Raw genomic sequence first — 24,987 nt, 5'->3', positions numbered from 1 at the left:
CCCATAAGGGTGTTTTGAGCAGGCGCGAATGAGGGTCATTTCGGACTAACGGGACCCTTCTCCACTACCCGGCTTCGTACGTCACACCTTTGCCTCAGGATTTTGCTGCCGCTAAGAATTGCTCTCGTCCCCGACGGAGGTGCGCATCACCGCCTCCGGTCTCGTCCTCCGTGAGGACACCTGAGCATTCGAAGAGGTAGCCCTACATGTCTGCGACTCGCATTCCCCGTCGTCTCCGTCGTCTGAACAAGGTCCAGAAGATCTCCGTGGCCGGTGTGTCGGCCCTGGGCGTCGCCGCCCTGACCTTCTCGCTCGTCCCGTCGAACGCCGATGCCGAGATTGCCCCGCAGGCGGCAGCCGCCGCTGCGCCCGTGGCCTTCACCAACGCCACGGGTACCGCCCAGGCCAAGACCGTGCAGAACAGCATGATCGAGCAGCACTCCACCGCCGAGAAGCTCGTGAAGGCCGCCGACGCCGCCAAGGCGAAGGCCGCCGCCGCGGCCAAGGCCAAGGCCGCGAAGGCCAAGGCCGAGGCCGACGCGAAGGCCAAGGCCGCTGCCGACGCGAAGGAGAAGGCGGAGAAGGCCGCCAAGGCCAAGGCGGACGCGAAGAAGCGCGCGTCCGAGAAGGCCAACCGCTCCACCGCGCGCAAGCCCGTCTACGCCAACAACCTGGACGGGTGGATCCGCGAGGCCATGGCGATCATGAAGAAGGAAGGCATCCCGGGCTCCTACGACGGGATCCACCGCAACATCATGCGCGAGTCCAGCGGTAACCGCTGGGCCATCAACAACTGGGACATCAACGCCCGCAACGGCGTCCCGTCCAAGGGGCTGCTCCAGGTGATCCAGCCGACCTTCGACCGCTACCACGTGGCGGGCACCAAGAAGGACCTGTACGACCCGGTCGCCAACATCGTCGCCGCCTGCAACTACGCGGCCGACCGCTACGGCTCCATGGACAACGTGAACAGCGCGTACTGATCCACCCGGCACGGTCGTGCCCAACGCCGGAGGCCGGCACCCCGCGGGGTGCCGGCCTCCGGCGTGCGTTCCCGGTGCCTACTTGCGCATGACCTCGGGCTCGTGGCGGCGCAGCAGGCGCGCGACGGCGACCGCGCAGAGGGCTCCGATCGCCAGCAGCACGAAGAGGTTGATCCCCCACTGGGGCGCCGTGGCCTCCCAGAGCGGGTCCAGGTCGGTCGGGTTCTTCGGGTCCCACGGCGGCATCAGGTTGGCCAGGTCCAGCGTGGTGCCGGCCGCGGCCACGCCCCAGCGGGACGGCATCAGCCAGGTGAGCTGCTCCAGGCCCGGCGTCCCGTAGACCTGGAAGAGGACCCCGGTGAACACCAGCTGGACGATCGCGAACATGACCAGCAGGGGCATGGTCATCTCGGAGGTCTTGACCAGCGCGGAGATCATCAGGCCGAACATCATCGAGGTGAACCCGAGGGCCACGATGGAGAGGCAGATCTCGACGGCCGGAGGCATGAGCAGCCCCTCCTCCGGCAGGTCACGGACGGCGAAGCAGATGCCGCAGAGGATGACGCTCTGGAAGGCCGTGATCACGCCGAGCACGATCACCTTGGACGTCAGATAGGCCGAGCGGGAGAGGCCGGTGGCCCGTTCCCGTTCGTAGATGACGCGTTCCTTGATCAGTTCTCGTACGGAGCTGGCCGAGCCGGCGAGGCAGATGCCGACCGCGAGGATCAGCAGGATCATTCCCGCCTTGCCGTTGAACCGGGTCGGCGGGGTGGGCGCGGCCAGTCCGAAGTCCGCCGGGATGACCGCGGCCAGCACGCCGATCACCGCGGGCAGCGCCACCATCAGGCCGAGGAAGGCCTTGTCCGAGGCGATGACGGCGACGTACCGGCGCACCAGGGTCCACAGCTGCGTGCCCCAGGTCTGCGGCTTCGGCGGGCGTATCTGCTGCGGGGACGGCATGGTGACCGGCTGGGCCGCGACGGCGTCGATGTCGGCGGCGTACATCTGGTAGTGCTGCGATCCCCGCCAGCGGCCCGCCCAGTCGTAGTCGCGGTAGTTCTCGAAGGCGGAGAAGACGTCGGCCCAGCTGGTGTAGCCGAAGAAGTTCAGCGCTTCCTCCGGCGGACCGAAGTAGGCGACGGAGCCGCCGGGCGCCATCACGAGGAGCTTGTCGCAGATCGCCAGCTCGGCGACCGAGTGCGTGACCACGAGCACCGTGCGGCCGTCGTCGGCGAGGCCCCGCAGCAGCTGCATGACATCGCGGTCCATACCCGGGTCGAGGCCGGAGGTCGGCTCGTCCAGGAAGATCAGCGACGGCTTGGTGAGCAGCTCCAGGGCGACCGACACGCGCTTGCGCTGGCCGCCGGAGAGCGAAGTGATCTTCTTGTCCTTGTGGATGTCGAGCTTGAGCTCCGTGAGGACCTCGGTGATCCGCGACTGGCGCTCGGCCTCGGTGGTGTCCGCGGGGAAGCGCAGCTTGGCCGCGTACTTGAGGGCCTTGGCCACGGTCAGTTCCTTGTGCAGGATGTCGTCCTGCGGGACCAGGCCGATGCGCTGGCGCAGTTCGGCGAACTGCTTGTACAGGTTCCGGTTGTCGTAGAGGACGTCGCCCTGGTTGGCGGGCCGGTAACCGGTGAGCGCCTTGAGCAGGGTGGACTTTCCGGAGCCGGACGGGCCGATGACCGCGATGAGCGACTTCTCGGGGACGCCGAAGGAGACGTCCTTGAGGATCTGCTTCCCGCCGTCGACCGTCACCGTGAGGTGGCGGGCGGAGAAGGAGACCTCACCGGTGTCGACGAACTCTTCCAGCCGGTCGCCGACCAGCCGGAACGTCGAGTGGCCGACGCCGACGATGTCGTTCGGGCCGATGAGGGCCGAGCCGGACTTGTGGAGCGGCTGGCCGTTGACGTACGTGCCGTTGTGCGAGCCCAGGTCGCGGATCTCGAAGCGGCCGTCGGGCGTCGCGTGGAACTCGGCGTGGTGGCGGGAGACCTGGAGGTCGGAGACGACCAGTTCGTTCTCCAGCGCACGGCCGATGCGCATGACCCGGCCGAGTGCCAGCTGGTGGAACGTGGTGGGGCTGCGGTCGCCGTAGACCGGCGGCGCCCCCGCGGCGCCGCCCTGTCCCGGTCCGCCCTGCCCGGGGCTCTGCTGGTGGGGCACGTTCTGGTGCGGGACCTGCTGCTGGGGCGCGTGCTGCGGCTGCTGCCAGGCCAGGTGCTGGGCAGCGGCCTGGTGCTGGGCGGGTGGCTGGTGCTGGGCGGGTGCCTGTTGTCCGTGCGGGCCGGCGGCGCCGCCTCCGGGCTGCTGGTGGGGCTGGTGCGCCGGGGCCTGGTGGGCGCCGGCCGCCTGGCCGCCGGCCACTCCGGCGTCCGCGGCGGCGCTGAGACTCACCCGGGGTCCGTCCGTGGCGTTGCCCAGGTGCAGCACCGAGCCGACGCCGAGCTCCGCCTGCTGGATCCGCCGGCCCTGCTCATAGGTGCCGTTGGTGCTGCCGTGGTCCTCGACGGACCAACTGCGGCCGTTCCAGCTGATCGTGGCGTGCCGCCACGACACCCTGGCGTCGTCGATCGTCAGGTCGCCCTGGGGATCACGCCCGAGGGTGTACGACCTGGACGGATCGAGCGTCCAGGTGCTGCCATTCAATTCCAGTACGAGTTCCGGCACTCCGCGCCCCACTAGTTGTCCCCCGTGATACCCCCGTCGCAGGGAGTCTAGGGATGCTGAACATCGTGGGGAACTATTCCAGGACCAGTCCCCGATCCGAAAGTCGAGCGGGCCAAGACCGCGCGGAGACCCGCCCGAACACCCCGATACCGGGGGGTCAAAGGGTCATGGACGTGGTCAGGCGAGGAGGAAGAGCTGGTACCGCCCAGAAGGTGTTGAGCGCTGTGATACCGGCAGATACACGGCATCTGGTACGGCCGAGCGCAAGACCTCTACCGGCCAGATCCGGACACGCTGCCCTCGGCACCGGTGCGATTGCGTCCGGCACTCGGGACGGAGGGCCGGAGGAGGGGGTGGGACCGATACGGTGGAAGCACCATGAGCGCATCTCAGCCACCTCAGCCTCCCTCGTCTTCTGAGCCCTCTGAGTCTCTTGAGCCCCTTGGTCCCCGCCGGGGCGACGGGCCCGGCGACGGGCCCCCTCCGGGCAGCGACGCACCCACGCTGCTGGTCAAGATCTTCGGCAAGGACCGTCCCGGTATCACCGCCGGGCTCTTCGACACCCTCGCCGCGTACGCGGTCGACGTGGTGGACATCGAGCAGGTCGTCACCCGTGGCCGCATCGTGCTGTGCGCCCTGGTCACCGCGCCCACGGCGGGCGGGACCACCGAGGGCGACCTGCGGGCGACCGTGCACAGCTGGGCCGACTCCCTGAAGCTGCAGGCCGAGATCATCTCCGGCATCGGCGACAACCGGCCCCGCGGTGACGGCCGTTCCCATGTGACGGTGCTGGGACACCCGCTCACCGCGGAGTCGACCGCCGCCATAGCGGCCACCATCACCGCGACCGGCGGGAACATCGACCGGATCTTCCGGCTGGCGAAGTACCCGGTCACCGCCGTCGAGTTCGCGGTGTCGGGGACCGGTACGCCCGAGCTGCGGACGGCGCTGGCGACCGCGGCCGCGGAGATCGGCGTGGACGTCGCGGTGGTCTCGGCCGGGCTGAGCCGCCGGGCCCAGCGGCTGGTGGTCATGGACGTCGACTCCACGCTGATCCAGGACGAGGTGATCGAGCTCTTCGCGGCGCACGCGGGCTGCGAGAGCAAGGTCGCCGAGGTGACCGAGCAGGCGATGCGCGGGGAGCTGGACTTCGAGCAGTCGCTGCACGCCCGGGTCGCACTGCTGGCCGGGCTGGACGCCTCGGTCGTGGACAAGGTGCGCACCGAGGTGCGGCTCACCCCCGGGGCCCGCACCCTGATCCGTACGCTCAAGCGGCTCGGCTACCAGGTCGGCGTCGTCTCCGGCGGTTTCACCCAGGTCACGGACGACCTGAAGGAGCGGCTCGGGCTGGACTTCGCCTCGGCCAACACCCTGGAGGTGGTGGACGGCAAGCTCACCGGCCGGGTCGTGGGTGAGGTGGTGGACCGGGCGGGCAAGGCCCGGCTGCTGCGCAGCTTCGCCGAGCAGGCGGGCGTACCGCTGGCCCAGACCGTGGCGATCGGGGACGGGGCGAACGACCTCGACATGCTGAACACCGCCGGGCTCGGCGTCGCGTTCAATGCCAAGCCGCTGGTCCGCGAGGCGGCGCACACCGCGGTGAACGTGCCGTTCCTGGACACCGTGCTCTATCTGCTCGGCATCACCCGGGAAGAGGTCGAGGCGGCGGACGGCCTCGTCGACTGAACCCGTCCGGACGAAGGACCGGGCCCCGGCACCGCAGTGGTGCCGGGGCCCGCTGCGTACTCAGTCGTTCGGGGTCCAGTACTCCGTGAGCCGGCCCGCTCCGTGCTCCACGCTCTTCCAGGAGCCGGGGAACTCCACCACGGCGTAGGCGGCGGTGGGGAATCCGTCCCGGGTCATCCGGGCCAGGGTGTCGCCCTCGGCCGAGCCGGAGAGGGCGTCGGCGGCCCCGTGCATCCCGGGGTTGTGGCCGATGACCAGGAGGTTGCGCACCTCGTCGGGGGTCTCGTTGAACAGGGCGATCAGTTCGCCGAGGGAGGCCTCGTAGAGCCGCTCCTCATAGACGGTCCGGGGGCGCTGGGAGAATTCATGGACGGCCAGCTTCCAGGTCTCCCGTGTCCTGGCGGCACTGGAGCACAGGGCCAGATCGAAGTCGATGCCGGAATCGGCGAGCCTGCGGCCGGCGACGGGCGCGTCCTTCCGGCCGCGCTCGGCCAGCGGGCGCTCATGATCGGAAGCCTGCGACCATTCCGCCTTGGCATGCCGGAGAAGGACCATCCTGCGAGGTGTCTCGACGCTCATACATCTCAGCTTCGCATGAAACGTGCCCTCCGGCGCAGGGTGTTGACGGGCCCGTCCGGACCGTGCACGCGCTGGTCCGGGGCGGCTTCGGCTCAGCGGAACAGCAGCCGCAGGGTCAGATCGATCAGCTGTCCGAGTGCGGGGCCGGTGGTGGCGGCCTGGGCCCGTCCGGGGCTGAGGATCATCAGCAGCAGTGCGGCGAACGCGACGGCGGGCAGGGCGACGGCCCACCACGGCAGCCGTATCTCGACACTGTCGGCGGCCGGTCGGTGGGACCTGGGGTGCGTCGGTGCCGGCATGTCCGCCTCCGTGAAGTCATCGGTTCGTCACGCAAGAACCTACGGAACGGGGACGGCCGGTCCCATCCGGTGACCCACCCACTTCACCCTGACCCTGGCCCCCTAGGGGGAGGGGGGCCAGCCCCACCCCCTGGGGGATTCGGCGGCGTCAGGGCGAGGCGATCGTGGCGATCACACCGATGACGACGGTGACGAGGAGCATCGCCCCGAACACGAGGAGAAGCTTCTTCTGGCCGTTCTGGGGATTCGGATCGAGCACGGGCATGAGGTCAGTGTCGCATCTCAGCACTCGTCCTCGATCGTCCGGTCCCGGCCGGCGAGGATCCCGGCCGCCATCTGGGGAATCATGAGGCCCGCCATCAGGGCGATCGGCAGGCCCCAGCCGCCGCTGTGCTGGTAGAGGACGCCGACGAGCAGCGGGCCGGGGATGGACAGCAGGTAGCCGGTGGACTGGGCGAAGGCGGAGAGGCGGACCACGCCCGCGCCGGACCGGGCCCGCATGCCGATCATGGTGAGGGCGAGCGGGAAGGCGCAGTTGGCGACCCCGAGGAGCAGGGCCCAGGCCCAGGCTCCGGCGGCGGGGGCGAGGTAGAGGCCGCTGTAGCCGATGAGGCCGCACAGGCCGAGGACGACGACGATGGGGCCCTGGTTCCTGAGCCGGGAGGCGACCCGGGGGATGACGAAGGCCAGCGGGACGCCCATCGCCATGGTGACCGCGAGGAGGAGTCCGGCCGTGCCGGCGGAGACCCCGGCGTCGCGGAAGATCTGCGGCATCCAGCCCATGGTGATGTAGGCGGCGGTGGCCTGGAGGCCGAAGAAGCAGGCGAGGCTCCAGGCGGTCCGGGAGCGGGCGATCTTCAGGGGCGGCGCATCGGTGGTGTTCGCGGCGGCCGGCGCCGGCCGGTCCGGGGCCGGGGTGCGGTCGCGTACGAGGACGACCCAGGGCAGCACGGCGACGGCGGCGAGCACGGCCCAGACGACCAGACCGGTCTGCCAGTTGCCGCCCAGCGCCCCGGTGACCGGGACGGTGACAGCGGCGGCCAGGGCCGTGCCCAGAGCCAGGGCCATGGAGTAGAGGCCGGTCATGGTGCCGACGCGGTCGGGGAACCAGCGCTTGACGATCACCGGCATCAGGATGTTGCTGACGGCGATGCCCATCAGGGCCAGCGCGCTGGCGGCCAGGAATCCGGCGGTGGAGCCGATGTACGGGCGGACCACCAGGCCGGCCGCGATGGCGGCCATGCCCGCGCAGACGACGGCGCCCGCGCCGAAGCGGCGGGCGAGGCGCGGTGCCATGACGCCGAAGACGGCGAAGCAGAGCGGTGGTACGGAGGTGAGGACACCGGCCACGCTGCCGCTCATGTGCAGCCCTTCGCGGACCTCTTCGAGGAGGGCGCCGAGGCTGGTGATGGCGGGGCGGAGGTTGAGCGCGGCCAGGACCAGTCCCACGGCGATGAGGCGCAGCAGCCACGGCGAGGGCCCGGCGGCGGTTCCGGGGAGCGGCCGGGTCCGGGGGTCGTGGGGCGTGCGCGCGGTGGCCTCGCGGTTCAGGGTCGGGGTCTGCGTCTCGTCGTCCGGCATGGAGCCATCATAGAATCATGGGATGATTGATTGTCCAATCCGGCCATAGCCCGGGATCCCCCGCGACCGTCGAGCGGATACGGGAGAGAATCGGGCCCGGACCTCAAGCTCACGAGCAAGGAGCACCATGGCGCTGACGTCTCCCCGGCGTTCGGCACTCTCCGACCAGGTGATCGCCCAGTTGCGGAACCAGATCACCTCGGGCGAGTGGCCGGTCGGCTCACGGATTCCGACCGAGCCCGAGCTGGTCGAGCAGCTGGGCGTGGCCCGCAACACCGTGCGCGAGGCCGTGCGGGCCCTGGCGCACAACGGGCTGCTGGACATCCGGCAGGGCTCGGGCACGTACGTGATCGCCACGAGCGAGCTGGCCGGGGTGATGCACCGCAGGTTCGCGGCGGCGGACCCCCGCCATGTCGCGGAGCTGCGCTCGACGCTGGAGTCGTCGGCGGCCCGGCTGGCGGCCACCCGGCGCACGGACCGGGATCTGCGGCAGCTGGACGCGTTGATGGCACGCCGGGAGGAGGCCTGGGAGTCGGGTGACGCGGAGGCGTTCGTGGCGGCGGACGCGACGCTGCACCTGGCGGTGGTGGCCGCATCGCACAACGACGTCCTGACCGGGCTCTACGCCGACCTCGGAGACCTGCTGCGCGACTACCTGCGCGGCGACGTGGGTCCCGAGCTGCGGCCGGAGAACCACATGGACCACGGCCGGCTGGTCGAGGCGATCCGGGCCGGGGACACGGAGACGGCGGCGGCCGAGGCGGCGAGCCACGCGCTGCACTGCCTGACGGACCGGGTGTAGGGCCGTTCAGGCCGGGGCCGGGCGGTGACTGACCCAGGCGGTCGCGATCTCCTTCCAGCAGCGGTCCTCCAGCCGTACGGTGCGGCCGGGCTCCACCGCGACCGCCGCGCCGTCCGCGTCCACGTCCCACCAGCGCTCGCACTCGGTGTGCAGCTGGACCAGGTCGGTGGAGGGATACGGGTTGTGGCAGTACGCGACGACCCGCGACCCCTCGACGGACGTACGGCACTCCGATCCGGCGGGCTCGGGCTCCGGGGGCGCCCCCGGCGTACCGGAGTCGGCCCCCCTGGCGGCGTGCACCCCCAGGGGTACGGCGAGGGCCGAGGCGGCCAGCGTGGCGGCCAGCAGGAGACGGGTGCGGCGACGCGTGGGGCGCACAGCGGTCTCCCTCCCGCAGCCTGACCAGAAGTCCGGTTCCTCCATATTCTGCGGTGGATCGGCGGACTTTTCGACCGGAGCGGCCACGCACGGCGACGGCCCCCGGCCGCGTCACCGCCTCCGGGACGGGAGGGGTGACGCGGCCGGGGGCCGTCAGGCTCGGAATGTGCCCGGTCAGGCGCCCATCATGTGCACGCCGCTGTCGACGTGGATGATCTCGCCCGTGGTGCGCGGGAAGAAGTCGGAGAGCAGGGCGACGATGCTGCGGCCGGCCGGCTCCGGGTCGTTCATGTCCCAGGCCAGCGGGGCGCGGGTGTTCCAGACGTCGGCCAGTTCCTCGAAGCCCGGGATGGACTTGGCGGCCATGGAGCGGATCGGTCCGGCGGAGATCAGGTTGCAGCGCAGCCCGTCCTTGCCCAGGTCACGGGCGAGGTAGCGGGAGGTGGCCTCCAGCGCGGCCTTGGCCGGGCCCATCCAGTCGTACTGCGGCCAGGCGTACTGGGCGTCGAAGGTGAGGCCGACGATCGAGCCGCCCTCGCTCATCAGCGGCTTGCAGGCCATCGCCAGCGACTTCAGCGAGAACGCCGAGACGTGCATCGCGGTGGCGACGGACTCGAACGGGGTGTTGAGGAAGTTGCCGCCGAGCGCGTCCTGCGGCGCGAAGCCGATGGAGTGGACGACGCCGTCGAGCGAGCCGAGCTCCTCGCGGACCAGGCCCGCCAGCCGGTCCAGGTGCTCCTGGTTCGTCACGTCCAGCTCGATGACCTTGGCCGGCTTCGGCAGCTTCTTGGCGATGCGCTCGGTCAGGGTGGGGCGCGGGAAGGCCGTCAGGATGACCTCGGCACCCTGCTCCTGGGCCACCTTCGCGGCGTGGAACGCGATGGACGACTCCATCAGCACCCCGGTGATGAGGATGCGCTTGCCGTCGAGAATTCCGCTCATGGTGATCAGTGACCCATGCCCAATCCGCCGTCAACGGGAATGACGGCTCCAGTGATGTACGACGCGTCGTCGGAGGCGAGGAAGCGCACGGCGGCGGCGATCTCGTCGGGCCGCGCGTAGCGGCCGAGCGGCACCTGGGCCACGATGCCCTTGCGCTGCTCCTCGGTGAGCACCTGGGTCATGTCGGTGTCGACAAAACCGGGGGCGACGACGTTGAAGGTGATGTTCCGCGAACCGAGTTCACGGGCCAGCGACCGGGCGAAGCCGACCAGCCCGGCCTTGGAGGCGGCGTAGTTGGCCTGACCGGCCGAGCCGAGGAGGCCGACGACGGAGGAGATGAGGACGACCCGACCCTTCTTGGCGCGCAGCATGCCACGGTTGGCGCGCTTGACGACCCGGAAGGTGCCGGTGAGGTTGGTGTCGAGGACGGAGGTGAAGTCCTCCTCCGACATCCGCATCAGCAACTGGTCCTTGGTGATGCCCGCGTTGGCGACCAGCACCTCCACGGGCCCGTGCTTGTCCTCGATCTCCTTGTAGGCCTGCTCCACCTGTTCGGCGTCGGTGATGTCGCAGCGGACCGCGAGGACACCGGCTTCGGTGAGGTCCTGAGGGGGCTCGCCGGAGCGGTAGGTGATCGCGACCTGGTCGCCGTTGTCGGCGAAGGCGCGGGCGATGGCGAGGCCGATGCCCCGGTTTCCTCCGGTGACGAGAACCGAGCGGCTCAACGGATCACCCTTTCCTTGGCGGTCTGGTGCGTGTTCCCGGGCGGTCGGGTACGTCGAAAACCTATCGGTACCGCCCCTCTTCCAGAGAATCGGCCTCTGACAGCGCCACCGGGCCGCGACTGTTGGATCCCTACAGAAGGAAGACGCCCTGGCCTCACTCGGGAGGACGCGTCCAACGCGCCCTGTGACTACGTTGAGCTATACGCGCAATCCGTCCCGGCGTGTCCGCAAGGTCCACGCTTGTCGCCACACGCGCCCAGCTGACAAGCTGCGCCACAGGGTGCGCCCGCACCCTCACTCTCCGCCCTTCTCCTCCTCCATGCTGTCAAGGAGCCGCCGGGCGAGGACAGCGAGCGTTTCCCCCTCCTGGGTCGCCCAACGGGCAGTGCCCTGGTTCGAGACTGGGCGCCCTTCCCAGCCCGCCAGCTCCCACATACGTGCGATGAGTCCACTGGGCGAGTACGAAAGCCCGTCGGCGGCCCAGACGATCGGGCGCGTCCGATTGGTCCGGGTCCACTTCCCCAACGCCCGACGCGGATTGGCAGCCAGCCATTCGGCCAGCGCTTCCTTCTCCGGCTGAAGGTACAGGGCCAGGTGAAGGGGGGCGCCTTCGTCCAGAGCGCCACTGTCGACGATTACGTGCACGGCGTTGGGCCTACGTCGCTTGCGCGGCTTGCTTTCCTGCCGCCGGTACTTCGCAGCAGCTTCTCCGATCCCGCCCCCTTCAAGAGCTGCCAGAACCGCGGTGCCGAGCTCAGCGGCCTGCCCAGGGTCGGCGCACACGCGCTGGATACTCGTCCGGGCTCCTACCTCGTCGTCCAGAACCTGTACGAGTACGGGTACCACGCGCTTAACGAGATCAGAGACCTGCGCCACCGCCTCAGCGGCCCAGGTCAGAGACTGGTCCGGCTCCCCCATACCGGCGTCCTGAGCGAGCAGCCGCCGGAACACCAGGTGGGTGATGAGGAAAGCACCGTCGTCGACCACTGCTGCCGCACGCCCGGCGTACTGCTCGCGCTCCGTGCGGAGAGCCGTTCGCACCGCCCGCAGGACCTTCACCGCGTTCCAGATCTCGTACACGCCGGGCACGGAGCGGAAGAGGGGGTCGTAGATACCGCTGCCGCCCCGCTCCCACAGCACATCGGTGGAACCGGCCGCCACAAGCCGCGCCGCGAACCGGCTGCCGGTGTGGGCGCAGGCCAGCGCACACGTGGCCTCCACGACGGAGCAGCCCTCGTTGTCCTGCGGTTCGAGTTCGCTACGGCGCACGCTGTAGACGAGGCCGAGTTCTGCCCGGAACTCGGCCATGAGCTCCGCCTGGACGGGGTCGAGGGCGATGCGGTCCCGTTCAGTGATGTGGTTCTGCCGGTTGGTGGCCTGGGTGGTCCGGTTGGCGAAGTCGGCGTCGCCGCCGGTGACGATGAAACGGACGGTGACCTGGGCGAGTTCGGCGTCCTCAGCCTGCTGGGCCGCGTCAATGACCGAGCGCACGGTCTGGGCACCATTCACCACACTGGCACCGTGGGCCGTCAGGCGGACCGGGTGACGTTCAGGGAACTTCTGGGACACGGGTACGGCGTCCACGGAGTCACACAGAACCGTGATGCCGTTGTTGAAGTACCAGAAGTGGGACGGTTCCTCGGTAAGAGTGTCCACCAGTTCCTTGTTGATGGGGGTAAGACCCAGCGGATTGCGGATGTTGCGGGCGAACAGCTCGTTGCCGTGCTCGGCCCAGGTCGCGATCTCCTCCGCCTGCACGATCCCCTCGTACGAGAGGTAGGGCGAGGTCACACTGAACCAGGGGCGCAGCGTCATTTCCAGGGTGACGGGTTCGCTTCGTTGGTCCTCACGTACCAGAGCATGAACCTCCGGGGCGTGCAGGAACGTGTGATCGACGTAGTCGCCGTGGGAGTTGAACTCGCTCTCACCGTTCTTGATGGCCCGCAAAACGCCCGGCGCGGGCGGCTCGGTGCCCATGAGGACGATCACCTGCGTGATCCGGGTCGCCTTCTCACCGATGAGTTCGTGCGCCCGCTTGGCAAGTATCTGGCCGCGCGGGTTGAACTGGGCGGACTCTCCCGAGTCGATCAGGGTCAGCCCCGCGAAGAGCTTCTGCACCGCGACCTCGTTCGCCTTTGCCGTCCCGTTCGGACTCCACTTGGCCTGTACGAGGTAGATGTGTGCCGCTGCCTCATCGATGGCAATGGCGTCGATCCCCTGGTCCTGGCCGCCGTCAATGACACAGTCGGCCGCCTGCTCAGCCGCCCATCCGGTCATGATCCGCACGGCGTGCGCCGACAGCGCACGAGAGCGGAAGGCGGACGCGGTCTGCTCCGGCGGCCGGTTGCCGAAGTCGCTCATGTCGATGAGGTCGGCGTACTCTTCGTCGAAGGCGCGCTCGGTCTGGCGGACCTGGGTGGGAACATCGGGTTGCTGGGGAGTGGCGTTCATGGTGGTCTTCCTGTCCGGCCGGCTGCGCGTGGATGACGGGTGTGGCGGTCTCAGCCGAAAGAGTCCAGGACCGCTTCGAAGCTCCGCTGCGCGTCGCCGAGGTGGTCGATGATCGAGCGCGCGATGTCGCGTGGATCGCCGGAGTCGTCCGGTGCGTCGGCGAGGTTGGCCCGCAGGTCGAGGCTGGCGCCGGGACTGTCCAGGATCTTCTGTACGGCGTCGCGGTCGTAGCGCTTGAAGCGCGACGATTCGGCACGCCCGGTGAACCGTTCCTTCCCAGGACGGAACGCCTCCAGGAAGTCCGCGAAGTCGTCCTCGGAAAGAGGGTTCTCGGTGTCCGTGTGGTGAATGTCGCGAGCGTCGTACACCCAGAGCTCGTCGGTGTTCGGCTCGCCGGTCGGAGGCCTCACCGACTTGGTGAAGAAGAGGACGTTCGACTTCGAGTTGGTGTCGTGGAACATGCCGGTGGGCAGGCGCAGCAGTGTGTGCACGGTGCAGTTCTTCAGCAGCTCCCTGCGGATGGTTGCCGCGGCACCGCGCTGGAAGAGCACACCATCGGAGACAAAGACGGCCGCCCTGGCACCTCGGGGCAAAGTGATGGCCAGGTGCTGGAGGAAGTTGGCCGGAAGTGTGGCGTTCTGCGCCCAGAAGTCGTCCCGCTGCTCCGTGTTCGTCTCCACGCTTTTGAACGGCGGGTTGCAGATGGCGACCGTCGCGACCACGTCCCGTTCGTGCCGACGCACCAGTCGGTCCTTCACCCTGAGCGAGTCCGCGCGCAGGACCGGGGGGACGTCGTGGAACTGGCGCCCGGTGTTCAGCAGCACGTTCATCGTCGCCAGGCGGCACATCTGTACGTCGATGTCGGCACCGGCTATGGCGGAAGCGTCGACGCGGTCCCCGTGCGCCGCCATCTGGCGGTGCGCGGCGATCAGACTGGTGCCCACCCCGACGGCCGCATCGATCACGCGGTCCTCAGGAGTGAGGGCAAGCGCCTCGACTATGACCTTCAGTAGGTACGGAGGGGTGAGGAACTGGCCCGTCTCCCGCTTGGCCCGGATGTCGTCGCGGCAGTCGCCGATCAGCAGGGAGAAGGCCGCGCCGAGTTCATCCCGCTTCACATCCGCCCAGCGATACGGATCGAACTCCTCGATGATCAACCGTCCGAGTTCTGCCATCCGGTCCACGGGCCAAGGGCGGGACTCCTGGAACAGAACACTGGCGATGGCCCGGCGCGGGTCCTCCGGATTCGGCCTGCCGAGCTCGGCCATCAGCCGGGTCAGCGTGGCGTGCAGACCCTCCCCACTAGCGAGAACGAGGTTCGGCCAGCTCTCCGCCGGGGCAATCGGCCGGCTTGCGAACATCCCGGACCGCTGGGTGTGTTCGTGGTCGAGCTTAAGGAATAGCAGGTAGGCGATGTGCTCGGTGAATTCTAGCCGGGTCAGCGCCTTGGCGCTGGTCTTGAGTTCGTAGAAACGCTGCCAGCGCTCGAAGATCCTCTTCGCCGTCCAGTACGTCTCTGGCCCTCTCGCCCCGACTCCATCGCGCTGCGCTGCCATGCCCCGCCCATCCTCATACGTCCCGGTCCGAGTCGATACGCCGACCGGCCGTTCACCGACCCAGGCAGACGCCGACTGCGGCGGCCGAGGCTCTTGACAGGACATCGGCCCCGGACGCCCGGGCCGCAGGCGATCAACTCCGTCCCATCGTAAACATATCTTCACGATCAGTACGACAAGATTGGCGGTCGGTGACAGGGAAGCGCGTCAGCTCCCGTCTCTCCCTCAACGGAATCCGGCAGCGCATCCGCTTCCGGACCGCCCCCGCGACCCGCCGCCACGGCGCGAGCAGGTCGGCCATGGGCAGCCTGCACCCTCTGAGCCCGTAGTGAAGGGCACGACGGTGGGCCCGTGGTTCCGGGAGAACCACGGGCCCACCGTCGTTCCTACGTTTCGCTACCCGACGGCGGTGCATCCTTCTTCAGGGCCTGGGCCACGGCAGTGAACTCGGCCAGTGCCACTTCGAGCTCGTCGACGATCTCCTGGGCGATCACGTCCGGAGACGCATACGCCGCGGTCGTGGCGCAATCGGACTTGAGGACTGTGAGGTCGAGGTTGACTTTGTCCCGTGAGATCAGCTCGTCGTACTCGTAGGCGCGGAAACGGCCGCTCGGGGTGCGTTTGGTGAGGTCCGTGCCGCCGGAGTGGTAGGCGGCGACGAAGTCGTCGAGGTGTTGACGGCCCAGCTGACGCTGCTTGAGCGTGAAGCGCTGTTCGGTGCGGAAGTCGTAGACCCAGAGCTTGCGGGTGCCGGGGCGGCCTCCGGTGCGCTGGCCCGTCTTATCGAAGAACAGGACGTTGGCCTTGACGCCATTGGCGTAGAAGATGCCGGTTGGCAGGCGCAGGAGGGTGTGGACGTCGCAGAGGTTGAGAAGGTTCCTGCGAATAGTCTCGCCGGCGCCGCTCTCGAAGAGGATGTTGTCGGGGAGGACGAGGGCAGCCCGGCCGTTGGTCTTCAGCAGGTTGTAGATGTGCTGGACGAAGTTGAGCTGCTTGTTGGTCGTCTGCGCCCAGAAGTCGGTGCGAGCCGTGTACGACTGGCCGGTCACCGAGCCGACACCGAAGGGCGGGTTGGCGAGCACCATGTCGTAGTGCCGCTTCGGAGGGCGGGCGAGTGAGTCCTGAATGGTGATGAGCGGCTTGGCCTCGGAGTTTCCGATGCCGTGTAGCAGCATGTTCATCAGGGCGAGGCGGCCGGTCTCGCGGACGAGCTCGTAGCCGGTGATCGCACCGGTTTGAAGGGCTCGTCCCTTGTCGCCGTAGAGTTCGTCCTCGTAGTGCTGGACGAGGTGGGCGTGCGCCGCGATGAGGAAGCCGCCGGTGCCGCACGCGGGGTCGGTGATGGTCTCACCGGGCTTCGGCCGCACGCAGTCGACCATCGCGTCGATGAGGGGGCGGGGTGTGAAGTACTGACCCGCGCCGGTCTTGCGGTCCTCGGCTCCGCGCTGGAGGAGGCCTTCGTAGGCGTCGCCCTTGAGGTCCTGGTTCTCGGTGGTCCAGGTGTAGGGATCGATCAGGTCCTTGATCAGCCGTTCGAGGACCGCCGGTTCCTGGATCTTATTCTGCGCCTTGGTGAAGACCTCGCCGAGCATGGTGCCGCCGCGCTGGCCGAGGTCTTTGAGGATGAACTCGTAGTGGTCGAGCAGCGCCTCGGCGGACCGGGTCATCAGGCTCTTCCAGTCCCGGCCCTCGGGCACGAGAGGATGTTCGGGAGCATTGCGCCGGAAGACGGCCGGACGGCTGGCACGCTCGTCGGCCATCTTCAGGAAGAGGAGGTATGTGAGCTGCTCGACGTAGTCGAGGGTCGAGACGCCGGAGTGGCGGAGCAGTTCGCAGTACGACCAGAGGCGGTTGACGAGGGTGGAGGTCGAGACGGGGGCCGCCGAGGCAGCCTTGGTCTCGCCCTTGGCTCCGGCCACGCGGGGGGTGGCCGCGCCGGGTGCGGACTCGGCCTCCACGTTGGCGGAGCTCTCGGAGGCTGGGGTCTCAGTACTGCTGCTCATGATCGTGCTCACAGGGGAAGTGTGTCCTGGGTACCGGCCGGAACCGGCCGGCCGGGGGTCTCAGGTGCGGCAGGGGATGCCTTGCGGCGCGCGCGCTCACTCTTGGCCGGTTTGATGTCGGCGGCCCGCTGAACGCGAATTCGGTCGAGGAGGGCGGAGGCGGGCTCATCGTCGGGGTCCTGGGGGACGAGGGTGCCGGTGAAGGCGGCGTGGAGGAGGGCGTTACGGAGACGCCTGGCTTCGTAAGCCTGCTCGTCCAGTGGCGCTTTCAGCGGGATCACTCGCCTCATTGCATCCGAAACAGCTGCCGCTACACGTTTCTGACCCGCGCCTTGGGGAGGGATGGGAATTCGAGCGGAGCGGACAGCCCTCTGCGAGATATTCCGCATCGAGTCACTTGTCCCCGTGGCCGCAGCAGAGTACTGGGACCGCACTGGCCGGGACAGGAGGACTTCAATGAGCCAGTCCTTGTCCACGCCGGCCTTCGGCACCAACCGCAGACTCTTGTCGCTCAGCATCAACTTGGCGCGAGTGCCACGGACCATAACAGGGGCGCCGACGTAGTCAACGGTGTTCGCACGGCTCACAAGAATGTCGCCGTCGCGAATCTCATAGCTCGGATTCGGTTCACGTTCGGGGGGCAGCGCCTTATTTTCCCCTTCTCTGAACTCACCCCAGGTCATGGCACTGACCTTGATGACTCCCCATTCACCATCACGGGCCACCCTTGGAAGGCACGCAAAGGACTTACCTGCCTCAATTCTCTCGAGGACGTTCCCCACCGTGCCCCATGTCCAACCCTCGGGCAGCGAATTTCCACTTGTCGGCCATACGCATCGAAAACGCGCCGCGTGGACAAGATCGTCAAGCTTCGCAGCGGCCAAAGTCAAAGCTGCCTCTCCCGCCTCGACACGTGCCAGCTGATCGTCCAGCTTTGCGACGATGCGGTGCTGTTCGACGAGGGGTGGCACGGGGAGCTCCAGCTCCGCTAGATAGGGGCGCGGAACGCGACGCTGACCCACGGCACCGACCATGTGTCGCTCCGCTTCCGTCCGAACATGCGACTGCAGCAAGAAGTGCATCAAATATTCGGGGAGTATGGCTCCACGGCTCCGCAGCACATGAAACTCCGTGCTTCCCAGAGCGCGCCCACCAGTCAGCCCCTGCGCCTTCGCGATCTTCCCGTTCTCCATACACGGCGTGATCTTTGCGAAAAGTACGTCGTTCTCCTGGAACCTGGTGAGCGACTTCTTCTTCAGATCGCCATATCGCACCTGCACCGATGCGTCCATGCGTCCCGACACGGCCTCGACAGCAGCCATCGGAACCTGCGAGATTAGATCATCGTCGCTCGGTTCCTCATCAAAGCTCCGTGGATTCACGTCGCACAGTTCGCCAATGGTCGCCCGCACCCATCCCTTCGGCAGCTCCCTCGCAACGCCCTCCTCGACCCCCGAGCCCTCGGGCTCCGGCCCCGTTCCCGAGTCGGTCGTCACGCGCTCAGCTCCCTGTCTAGTTCAGTGATGATGTGTTCGGCCCTCTTTCCCCCGAATTCGGCGATGAAGCCGTCCGTACCATTGTGTTTGGTGAAAGGGGGGTAATCCAGGTCAGCGGTGTCGAAGCGTACACGCCTGGCCGTGGCTTCGGCGATGCGGTCGAGCCACCAGCGCTGACGCGTCGTGAACCGGTTGCCCATCTGTTCCTGGCGGGCGATCCACGCCCGGTAGCGCTCCCGCACCACCTCCTCGTACGGACGTGGAGCCGGCGCCCCCCGCTCCGCGCCGCCCGCAAGCTCGTAGCGGAGCAGAGCAAGCAGATCGGAGACCGAGCGTGTGCGACGGGCGCCGTCGGTCACCGCCTCGCCGAGTCGCTCGTACGCCTGCCAGAGCCGGTCCGGGGTCCAGGCACGCGGTGGACGGGCAATGCTGCGGGCCACGTCGTCAAGCCTGTTCATGGCTGTGCTCGGTGGCACGTCCGAGCCAGCGCTGAACGCGATGGACATGGCCGCGATCTCGTCCCGATTGTCGGCGATGTACTGGCGCCAGTCCCGGACGGTCCGCAGCGCCGAGTCCTCGTCCTCCACAACCGCGCCCGCCCCGAGCAGCTCGTCCGTGCCGGTCTCGTCGTAGAGGATGTCCTTCGCCCGCCGCATCTCCAGCAGCCGAGCCCGCAGCGGTGGCTGGGCGGCGAGGGGCCGCACGGCCCGTTCGACGAGGTCGCGTACCGCGTGCTCGGGGTCGCGGCCAGCGCGCTGGGCAGCCTCGCGGGCCTCCAGTTGCCGGTCCGCCGAAACGGCGTCGACCATTTTATGGACGATCTTCGTCAGCTCCAGTCCACCGCTCAGACGCTGAATCTCGGCCCGCTCCTCGTCCGTCATCTGAATGTCGAGTTTAGCGAGGCGGGCCGCTAGGGTGGAGACCTCTTCTTCCTCGATGGTGTTCGCGGCGGTCTTGCGGAGCAGCTTCTCGAGGCTGATCTGTTTGTCGGTGTGACGTTCCAGCGGTGCCGCGTCGACCTTCGGCTTCTTCGTCACACCGACCGCGTCCACGATCACGAAGCGGGTTTTCGGGCCCACGCCGGGGGTGACCTTCTCGAACTCCGTGAGGGACAGAGTCCGGGCGCCGCGCCCCTTCATCTGCTCGAAATAGGCCCAACTCTTGACGTCCCGGAGGAAGAGCAGGCACTCCAGCGGCTTGACGTCCGTGCCGGTGGCGATCATGTCGACCGTGACCGCGATGCGAAGGTCGGGAAGATTACGGAAGGCGGCGAGGCGTTCCGTGGCGTTGCGGGCAGCGCTGGTGATCTTCGCGCAGAAGTCGTTGCCCTTACCGAAAACGTCGCGGACAACCTCGACGATCTCCTCCGCGTGATTGTCGTTCTTGGCGAAGACCAGCGTCTTGGGCACGTAAATCTCGTCCCACAGCAGAGCTCCCGTGGCCGGCTCGCGCTTCGCCCGCTCGGGAAAGATCTCCGTGAACAACCGGTCGTGAAAGGTCTGGACGACCGTACGGAGCTGGTCCTTGCTGATGACCCCGACACCGACCTGGTTCGCGCCATACGCGATGTCCTCGTCGATGTCCTCGTAGCGCTGGCGGCGCGTGCGGCGGTCACGGACCGGGATGGTGCCCTGTGCGATGACGCCGCCCTGGGCGGTTATCCGCGTCTCGATCTCGTAGACGGAGAAGTCGACGTTGACGCGGTCGGCCACGGCCTCCTGGTATGAGTATTCGCTGACAAGGTTGCCGTTGAAGTAGCCGAAGGTCTGGGCGACGGGGGTGGCAGTGAGGCCGACGATAAGTGCGTCGAAGTATTCGAGGACGGAGCGCCATTTGCCGTAGATGGAACGGTGGCACTCGTCCACAATGATCAGGTCGAACGCCTCCGGGGGGATGTCCGCGTTGTAGCCGACGTCGATGCCGCCGGGCACATCGATGTCGTACTCGATCTCCCCGTCCCATTGCACGGCCCCCGGCAGGCTCGCACCGGTGAGCTCCATGTAAAGGCGCTGCACGGTGGAGATCACGACCTTGGAGGACGTGAGCATGCCCTCCGCGCCGAGACGCTGGACGTTGTAGAGGTCGGCGAACTTGCGATCGGTGTCCGGGGTCTTGAAGTTCTCGAACTCGGCGAACGCCTGCGCGCCGAGGTTGTTGCGGTCCACGAGGAACAGGACGCGCTCGGCGCGGGCGTGCTTGAGGATCCGGTACGAGAATGTGACGGCCGTGAACGTCTTGCCGGCGCCTGTGGCCATCTGGACGAGGGCACGGGCCTGGCCCATGCCCTGTTGCCCCTTGCCCAGTGCCAGCGAGTTCTCCACGCCGCGTACCGCTTTGATCTGTGCGGGGCGCAGGGGGCGTTCCTCGAGGTCGGGCATGCGGTGGCGCAGCCTGGCACGGTAGCTGGGAGCCTGCTCGTCCTCCTCGGCCTGGCGCACCCAGCGGGCCAGGGTGCGCGGCTGGTGGAAGGAGAAGATGCGGCGGGTGCGGGAGTCCGGGTCGAGAACGGACCGGAAGCGGGTCTCGCCGCCGTCGCTGACGTAGCGGAACGGGAGCGGGGTGCGCCAGGCGTTGAAACGCTGCTGGGCGTCGGTGAGATGGTCGGCGTAGCGGTCGGCCTGGGTCTCCGCGGCGGATAGGTCGGCGCCCTCACGCTTGGCCTCGATGACGCCGACGAGCTTGCGGTCGACGTAGAGGGCGTAGTCGGCGCGGCCCTGGGCCGTAGTGACCTCGCGGACGGCTACACCATTGCCCCGGCGGTCGCCCCGGATGTGAAGGTTAAGGTCCGCGCCGCCGTCTTGGACGTCCCAGCCGGCTGCCGCGAGCATGGCGTCGAGTCGCTTGCGGACCTGCACTTCGCTGAGCGGTTCGCGGGATGCCTGCTCCGCGTTGTCAAGGAGGCGGGCGCGCTCGGCGACGGCCGCCGAGGCGGCGGCTCGGTCGGTGATGGCGGTGTGACGGCGGTCGAGCTGGGTCGCCTCGGCAGCGGCCTGGAGCTCCTTGAGCTGATGCTGCATGGCGGCGACCGCGCGGGCCATTTCCTCGCGCTCGGCGTGCGCCTGGGCGAGCTCGCGTTCGACGACGCTCCGGGCGGCCTGTTCGGCCTGGGCCTGGGATGCCTGGTCGTGGTAGCTGAGACGGGCCTCTTCCAGTTCTCTGCGTGCCTGGGCGACATCCTGGAGAAGACGGGCGTTCTCGGCGGCGGGGGTGTGGTCGGGGCTGGGCGGCACGAACGGCAGGTGCTCACGTGAGCCGGTGAGCAGCCGGTGGTACCAGACTCCGAGGCGGAAGCAGGTACGCAGAGCTCGGAAGGCGTCGTCGGCGTCGTCGAGCCCCGAGTGGTTCGCGTCGTTGCCGAGGGTGCGCACCTCGTGGAAGGCGGTGCCCACGTCGCCGTGGAGGTAGCCCTCCCGCTCCAGGGCTCGCAGCCGGTCGAACTGGGTGGTGCCTTCTGCGCGGACCCGCCCTCGGCTGACCAGGTCGGCCGCCATGGCCTCGGCGAACTGGCGGGATTTGATCAGAGACGTGTTCGGGTCACTGAAGACATGACTCTCGGCGGCGCTTCCATAGACGACGAGCAGCGGGAGGTGCGGCAGCAGGAAGCCGAAATTGCGGGTCCGTCCTGCCAAGCGTACAAGTCGGGGGTCCGACGCCTGCGGCACCCCGTCTGCGCTGCTCATGGAGTTGATACCACCTTCCAGTAGTACGAGAGCCACCGCCACTCGTACGCTGTGATCACCCGTCGAGCCTAACCGGCGATGCTCCCTGCCGCTGGCTTCTGCCCCCGGTTCCGGGACCGCCCCGCTCCGGTCTCTCGCCGCTGTCGAAAAGCCCCACCACGACGCGGGCGTCATGATTCACTCACCCGGACTGCGCATGACCATGAGGGGAGGCCGCACATGGCCAACGAGATCGATCCATCGTTTCTGGCACTGCCGTCGCGCGCGCTGGCCGACGCGGCGCTCGCCCGAGCGCGGGCCCTGGGCGCGACGCACGCCGACTTCCGGCTGGAGCGGGTGCGCAGCGCCTCCTGGCGGCTGCGGGACGCGCGGCCGGCCGGGGCGTCGGACAGCACGGACCTCGGGTACGCGGTCCGGGTGGTGCACGGCGGAGCCTGGGGGTTCGCGTCCGGGGTCGATCTGACGATGGACGCGGCCGCGAAGGTGGCCTCGCAGGCCGTCGCGATGGCCAAGCTGTCGGCGAAGGTGATCGCCGCGGCCGGCTCGGACGAGCTGGTGGAGCTGGCGGACGAGCCGTCGCACGGGGAGCGGACCTGGGTCTCGGCGTACGACGTCGACCCCTTCTCCGTACCGGACGAGGAGAAGGCGGCGCTGCTCGCCGAGTGGAGCGGGCGGCTGCTGGGAGCGCGGGGCGTCGCGCACGTGGACGCGTCTCTGACCACCGTGCACGAGAACAAGTTCTACGCGGACACGGCGGGCACCGTCACCACGCAGCAACGGGTGCGGATCCACCCGCAGTTCACCGCCGTGGCGGTGGACGGCACGACCGGTGAGTTCGACTCGATGCGCACGATCGCCCCGCCGGTGGGCCGGGGCTGGGAGTATCTGACCGGCACCGGCTGGGACTGGGGCACCGAGCTGGAGGAGATCCCCGGGCTGCTGGCCGAGAAGATGCGGGCGCCGGGCGTCGAGGCGGGGGCGTACGACCTGGTCGTCGATCCGTCGAACCTGTGGCTGACGATCCACGAGTCGATCGGCCACGCCACCGAGCTGGACCGGGCGCTGGGGTACGAGGCGGCGTACGCGGGGACCTCGTTCGCCACCTTCGACCAGCTCGGCAAGCTGGCGTACGGCTCCCCCGTGATGAACGTGACCGGAGACCGCACGGCCGAGCACGGGCTCGCGACCGTCGGGTACGACGACGAGGGCGTCGCGGCGCAGTCGTGGGACCTGGTGAAGGACGGCACGCTCGTCGGCTACCAGCTGGACCGCAGGATCGCCAGGCTCACGGGCCTCGGCCGCTCCAACGGCTGCGCGTACGCGGACTCGCCGGGCCATGTCCCCGTCCAGCGCATGGCGAACGTGTCGTTGCGGCCGGATCCGGGCGGGCTGTCCACGGAGGACCTGATCGGCGGGGTCGAGCGCGGGATCTACGTGGTCGGCGACCGGTCGTGGTCCATCGACATGCAGCGCTACAACTTCCAGTTCACCGGGCAGCGGTTCTTCCGGATCGAGAACGGCAGGCTCGCCGGACAGCTGCGCGATGTGGCGTACCAGGCGACGACCACGGACTTCTGGGGCTCGATGGAGAAGGTCGGCGGCCCCCAGACGTACGTGCTCGGCGGCGCGTTCAACTGCGGCAAGGCCCAGCCGGGCCAGGTCGCGGCGGTCTCGCACGGCTGCCCCTCCGCCCTCTTCCGGGGCGTCAACATCCTCAACACGACGCAGGAGGCCGGGCGATGAGCCGCGTCAGCAAGCCGTACGAGATCGTCGAGCGGGCTCTGGAGCTGTCCACCGCGGACGGCCTGGTGGTCATCGCCGACGAGCAGTCCTCCGCCAATCTGCGCTGGGCGGGCAACGCGCTCACCACGAACGGGGTGACCCGGGGGCGGACCCTGACCGTCATCGCGACCGTGGACGGGGCCGAGGGAACCGCCTCCGGTGTCGTATCGCGGTCCGCCGTGACCACGGACGACCTGGAGCCGCTGGTCCGCGCCGCCGAGGCCGCCGCCCGGGGCGCCGGTCCGGCGGAGGACGCGCAGCCGCTGGTGAGCGGGGTGCCCGCCTCTCCCGACTTCACGGACGCGCCCGCCGAGACCGGCTCGGAGGTCTTCGCGGACTTCGCCCCGGCGCTCGGCGAGGCCTTCGCGCGCGCCCGTTCCGGGGGCCGTGAGCTTTACGGCTTCGCCAACCACGAGCTGACCTCGACGTACGTGGGGACGTCGACAGGGCTGCGGCTGCGGCACGACCAGCCGAACGGGACGCTGGAGCTGAACGCGAAGTCGCCGGACCGGACGCGTTCGGCGTGGGCGGGCCGGGCGACCCGGGACTTCAAGGACGTCGACCCGGCGGCCATGGACGCGGAGCTGGCACAGCGGCTGCGCTGGGCCGAGCGGCGCATCGAGCTGCCCGCCGGGCGGTACGAGACGCTGCTGCCGCCGACCGCGGTGGCGGACCTGCTGATCTACCAGCTCTGGTCGTCGACCGCGCGGGACGCGGTGGAGGGCCGGACGGTGTTCTCCACGCCGGGCGGCGGGACCAGGCTGGGCGAGCAGCTCGCTCCGCTCCCCCTCACCCTGCGCAGCGACCCGCACGCCCCGGGTCTGGAGTCGGCGCCGTTCGTGATCGCCCACTCCTCCGGCGACAGCGGTTCCGTCTTCGACAACGGGCTGCCGCTCGCCCCGACGGACTGGGTCCGGGGCGGGAGGCTGGAGCGGCTGACCACGACCCGGCACTCGGCGGGCCTGACCGGCCTCCCGGTCGCCCCGGGCATCGACAACCTGCTCCTGGAGGGCGGCGGCGAGCGGTCCCTGGAGGAGATGGTCGCCGCGACGACCGGCCGGGCGCTGCTGCTGACCTGCCTCTGGTACATCCGCGAGGTGGACCCGGCGACGCTGCTGCTGACCGGGCTGACCCGGGACGGCGTCTATCTGGTCGAGGACGGCGAGGTGGTCGGCGAGGTGAACAACTTCCGGTTCAACGAGTCGCCGGTGGACCTCCTGTCGCGGGCCTCGGAGGCCGGGCGTACGGAGAGGACGCTGCCGCGCGAGTGGGGCGACTGGTTCACCCGGGCGGCGATGCCGGCGCTGCGCATCCCGGACTTCAACATGAGCTCGGTCAGCCGGGGAGTGTGACCCGCCTAGACTGCATGGTGAAATTCAA

General features: G+C 68.9%; 18 protein-coding genes. 5 read left to right on the top strand and 13 right to left on the bottom strand.

All coding sequences use genetic code 11. The annotated features are described in order from the left end of the window. Positions 1–206: 206 nt before the first annotated feature. Positions 207–983 carry a transglycosylase SLT domain-containing protein gene (locus KME66_RS27855; RefSeq protein WP_073217209.1) on the top strand — a complete coding sequence of 259 codons (777 nt, stop codon included), beginning with the start codon at positions 207–209 and terminating at the stop codon, positions 981–983. 78 nt (positions 984–1,061) lie between these two features. Here the strand turns inward: KME66_RS27855 and KME66_RS27850 are convergent, their stop codons facing one another. Then, the gene (locus KME66_RS27850) at positions 1,062–3,662 is read right to left on the bottom strand and encodes an FHA domain-containing protein (protein WP_216327216.1); all 2,601 of its coding nucleotides are present in this window, start codon (positions 3,660–3,662) and stop codon (positions 1,062–1,064) included. A 366-nt stretch (positions 3,663–4,028) separates the two neighbouring features. Here KME66_RS27850 and serB point away from each other — a divergent pair, with 366 nt between their 5' ends. Further along, complete coding sequence (gene serB, locus KME66_RS27845) at positions 4,029–5,333, top strand: phosphoserine phosphatase SerB (protein ID WP_073217215.1); 1,305 nt, start codon at positions 4,029–4,031, stop codon at positions 5,331–5,333. Positions 5,334–5,393: 60 nt separating this feature from the next. Here the strand turns inward: serB and KME66_RS27840 are convergent, their stop codons facing one another. The 4 genes from KME66_RS27840 to KME66_RS27830 all read right to left on the bottom strand — a co-directional run bounded on the left by KME66_RS27840 (position 5,394) and on the right by KME66_RS27830 (position 7,792). After that, the gene (locus KME66_RS27840; RefSeq protein ID WP_073217218.1) at positions 5,394–5,912 is read right to left on the bottom strand and encodes a histidine phosphatase family protein; all 519 of its coding nucleotides are present in this window, start codon (positions 5,910–5,912) and stop codon (positions 5,394–5,396) included. 92 nt (positions 5,913–6,004) lie between these two features. After that, a complete protein-coding gene (locus KME66_RS27835) occupies positions 6,005–6,211 on the bottom strand; it encodes a hypothetical protein (RefSeq protein WP_073217221.1) in 207 nt (68 codons plus the stop codon). A 148-nt stretch (positions 6,212–6,359) separates the two neighbouring features. After that, positions 6,360–6,476 carry an SGM_5486 family transporter-associated protein gene (locus KME66_RS34220; RefSeq protein ID WP_006123569.1) on the bottom strand — a complete coding sequence of 39 codons (117 nt, stop codon included), beginning with the start codon at positions 6,474–6,476 and terminating at the stop codon, positions 6,360–6,362. A gap of 17 nt (positions 6,477–6,493) precedes the next feature. Then, complete coding sequence (locus KME66_RS27830) at positions 6,494–7,792, bottom strand: MFS transporter (RefSeq protein WP_216327213.1); 1,299 nt, start codon at positions 7,790–7,792, stop codon at positions 6,494–6,496. Positions 7,793–7,919: 127 nt separating this feature from the next. Here KME66_RS27830 and KME66_RS27825 point away from each other — a divergent pair, with 127 nt between their 5' ends. After that, entirely contained in the window at positions 7,920–8,594 is a 675-nt protein-coding gene (locus KME66_RS27825) for a FadR/GntR family transcriptional regulator (RefSeq protein WP_073217227.1), read from the top strand. Positions 8,595–8,600: 6 nt separating this feature from the next. Here KME66_RS27825 and KME66_RS27820 read toward each other — a convergent pair whose 3' ends face one another. From KME66_RS27820 to KME66_RS27785, 8 genes are all read right to left on the bottom strand, one after another. Further along, positions 8,601–8,972: a hypothetical protein gene (locus tag KME66_RS27820; RefSeq protein ID WP_073217230.1), complete on the bottom strand. Its 372-nt coding sequence runs from the start codon at positions 8,970–8,972 to the stop codon at positions 8,601–8,603. A gap of 174 nt (positions 8,973–9,146) precedes the next feature. Further along, the gene (gene fabI / locus KME66_RS27815) at positions 9,147–9,914 is read right to left on the bottom strand and encodes an enoyl-ACP reductase FabI (protein ID WP_216327211.1); all 768 of its coding nucleotides are present in this window, start codon (positions 9,912–9,914) and stop codon (positions 9,147–9,149) included. A gap of 5 nt (positions 9,915–9,919) precedes the next feature. Next, positions 9,920–10,639: a 3-oxoacyl-[acyl-carrier-protein] reductase gene (gene fabG, locus KME66_RS27810; protein ID WP_073217233.1), complete on the bottom strand. Its 720-nt coding sequence runs from the start codon at positions 10,637–10,639 to the stop codon at positions 9,920–9,922. A gap of 294 nt (positions 10,640–10,933) precedes the next feature. Beyond that, on the bottom strand, positions 10,934–13,090 hold the full coding sequence (locus KME66_RS27805; RefSeq protein ID WP_216327208.1) for an AIPR family protein: 2,157 nt from the start codon (positions 13,088–13,090) through the stop codon (positions 10,934–10,936). Positions 13,091–13,140: 50 nt separating this feature from the next. Beyond that, the gene (locus KME66_RS27800) at positions 13,141–14,646 is read right to left on the bottom strand and encodes an N-6 DNA methylase (protein ID WP_216327205.1); all 1,506 of its coding nucleotides are present in this window, start codon (positions 14,644–14,646) and stop codon (positions 13,141–13,143) included. A 386-nt stretch (positions 14,647–15,032) separates the two neighbouring features. After that, positions 15,033–16,649, bottom strand: coding sequence for a class I SAM-dependent DNA methyltransferase (locus KME66_RS27795; protein WP_216327202.1), 1,617 nt, complete (start codon positions 16,647–16,649; stop codon positions 15,033–15,035). An 8-nt stretch (positions 16,650–16,657) separates the two neighbouring features. Then, on the bottom strand, positions 16,658–18,145 hold the full coding sequence (locus KME66_RS27790; RefSeq protein ID WP_216327199.1) for a restriction endonuclease subunit S: 1,488 nt from the start codon (positions 18,143–18,145) through the stop codon (positions 16,658–16,660). Then, positions 18,142–21,825 carry a DEAD/DEAH box helicase family protein gene (locus tag KME66_RS27785; protein ID WP_216327197.1) on the bottom strand — a complete coding sequence of 1,228 codons (3,684 nt, stop codon included), beginning with the start codon at positions 21,823–21,825 and terminating at the stop codon, positions 18,142–18,144. Before KME66_RS27785 ends, KME66_RS27790 begins: the two co-directional genes overlap by 4 nt. A gap of 219 nt (positions 21,826–22,044) precedes the next feature. On the opposite strand from KME66_RS27785, the gene KME66_RS27780 reads away from it, so the two are divergent. Then, positions 22,045–23,568 (top strand): TldD/PmbA family protein, encoded by a 1,524-nt coding sequence (locus tag KME66_RS27780; protein ID WP_216327194.1) that lies wholly within the window; start codon positions 22,045–22,047, stop codon positions 23,566–23,568. Next, the gene (locus KME66_RS27775; protein WP_216327191.1) at positions 23,565–24,959 is read left to right on the top strand and encodes a metallopeptidase TldD-related protein; all 1,395 of its coding nucleotides are present in this window, start codon (positions 23,565–23,567) and stop codon (positions 24,957–24,959) included. The genes KME66_RS27780 and KME66_RS27775 overlap by 4 nt, the downstream gene beginning before the upstream one ends. Positions 24,960–24,987 lie beyond the last annotated feature (28 nt).

The sequence above is a fragment of the Streptomyces sp. YPW6 genome (assembly GCF_018866325.1).
In the GTDB taxonomy this organism is placed as follows: Bacteria; Actinomycetota; Actinomycetes; order Streptomycetales; family Streptomycetaceae; genus Streptomyces.
This window is presented reverse-complemented; position numbering and strand designations above follow the sequence as displayed.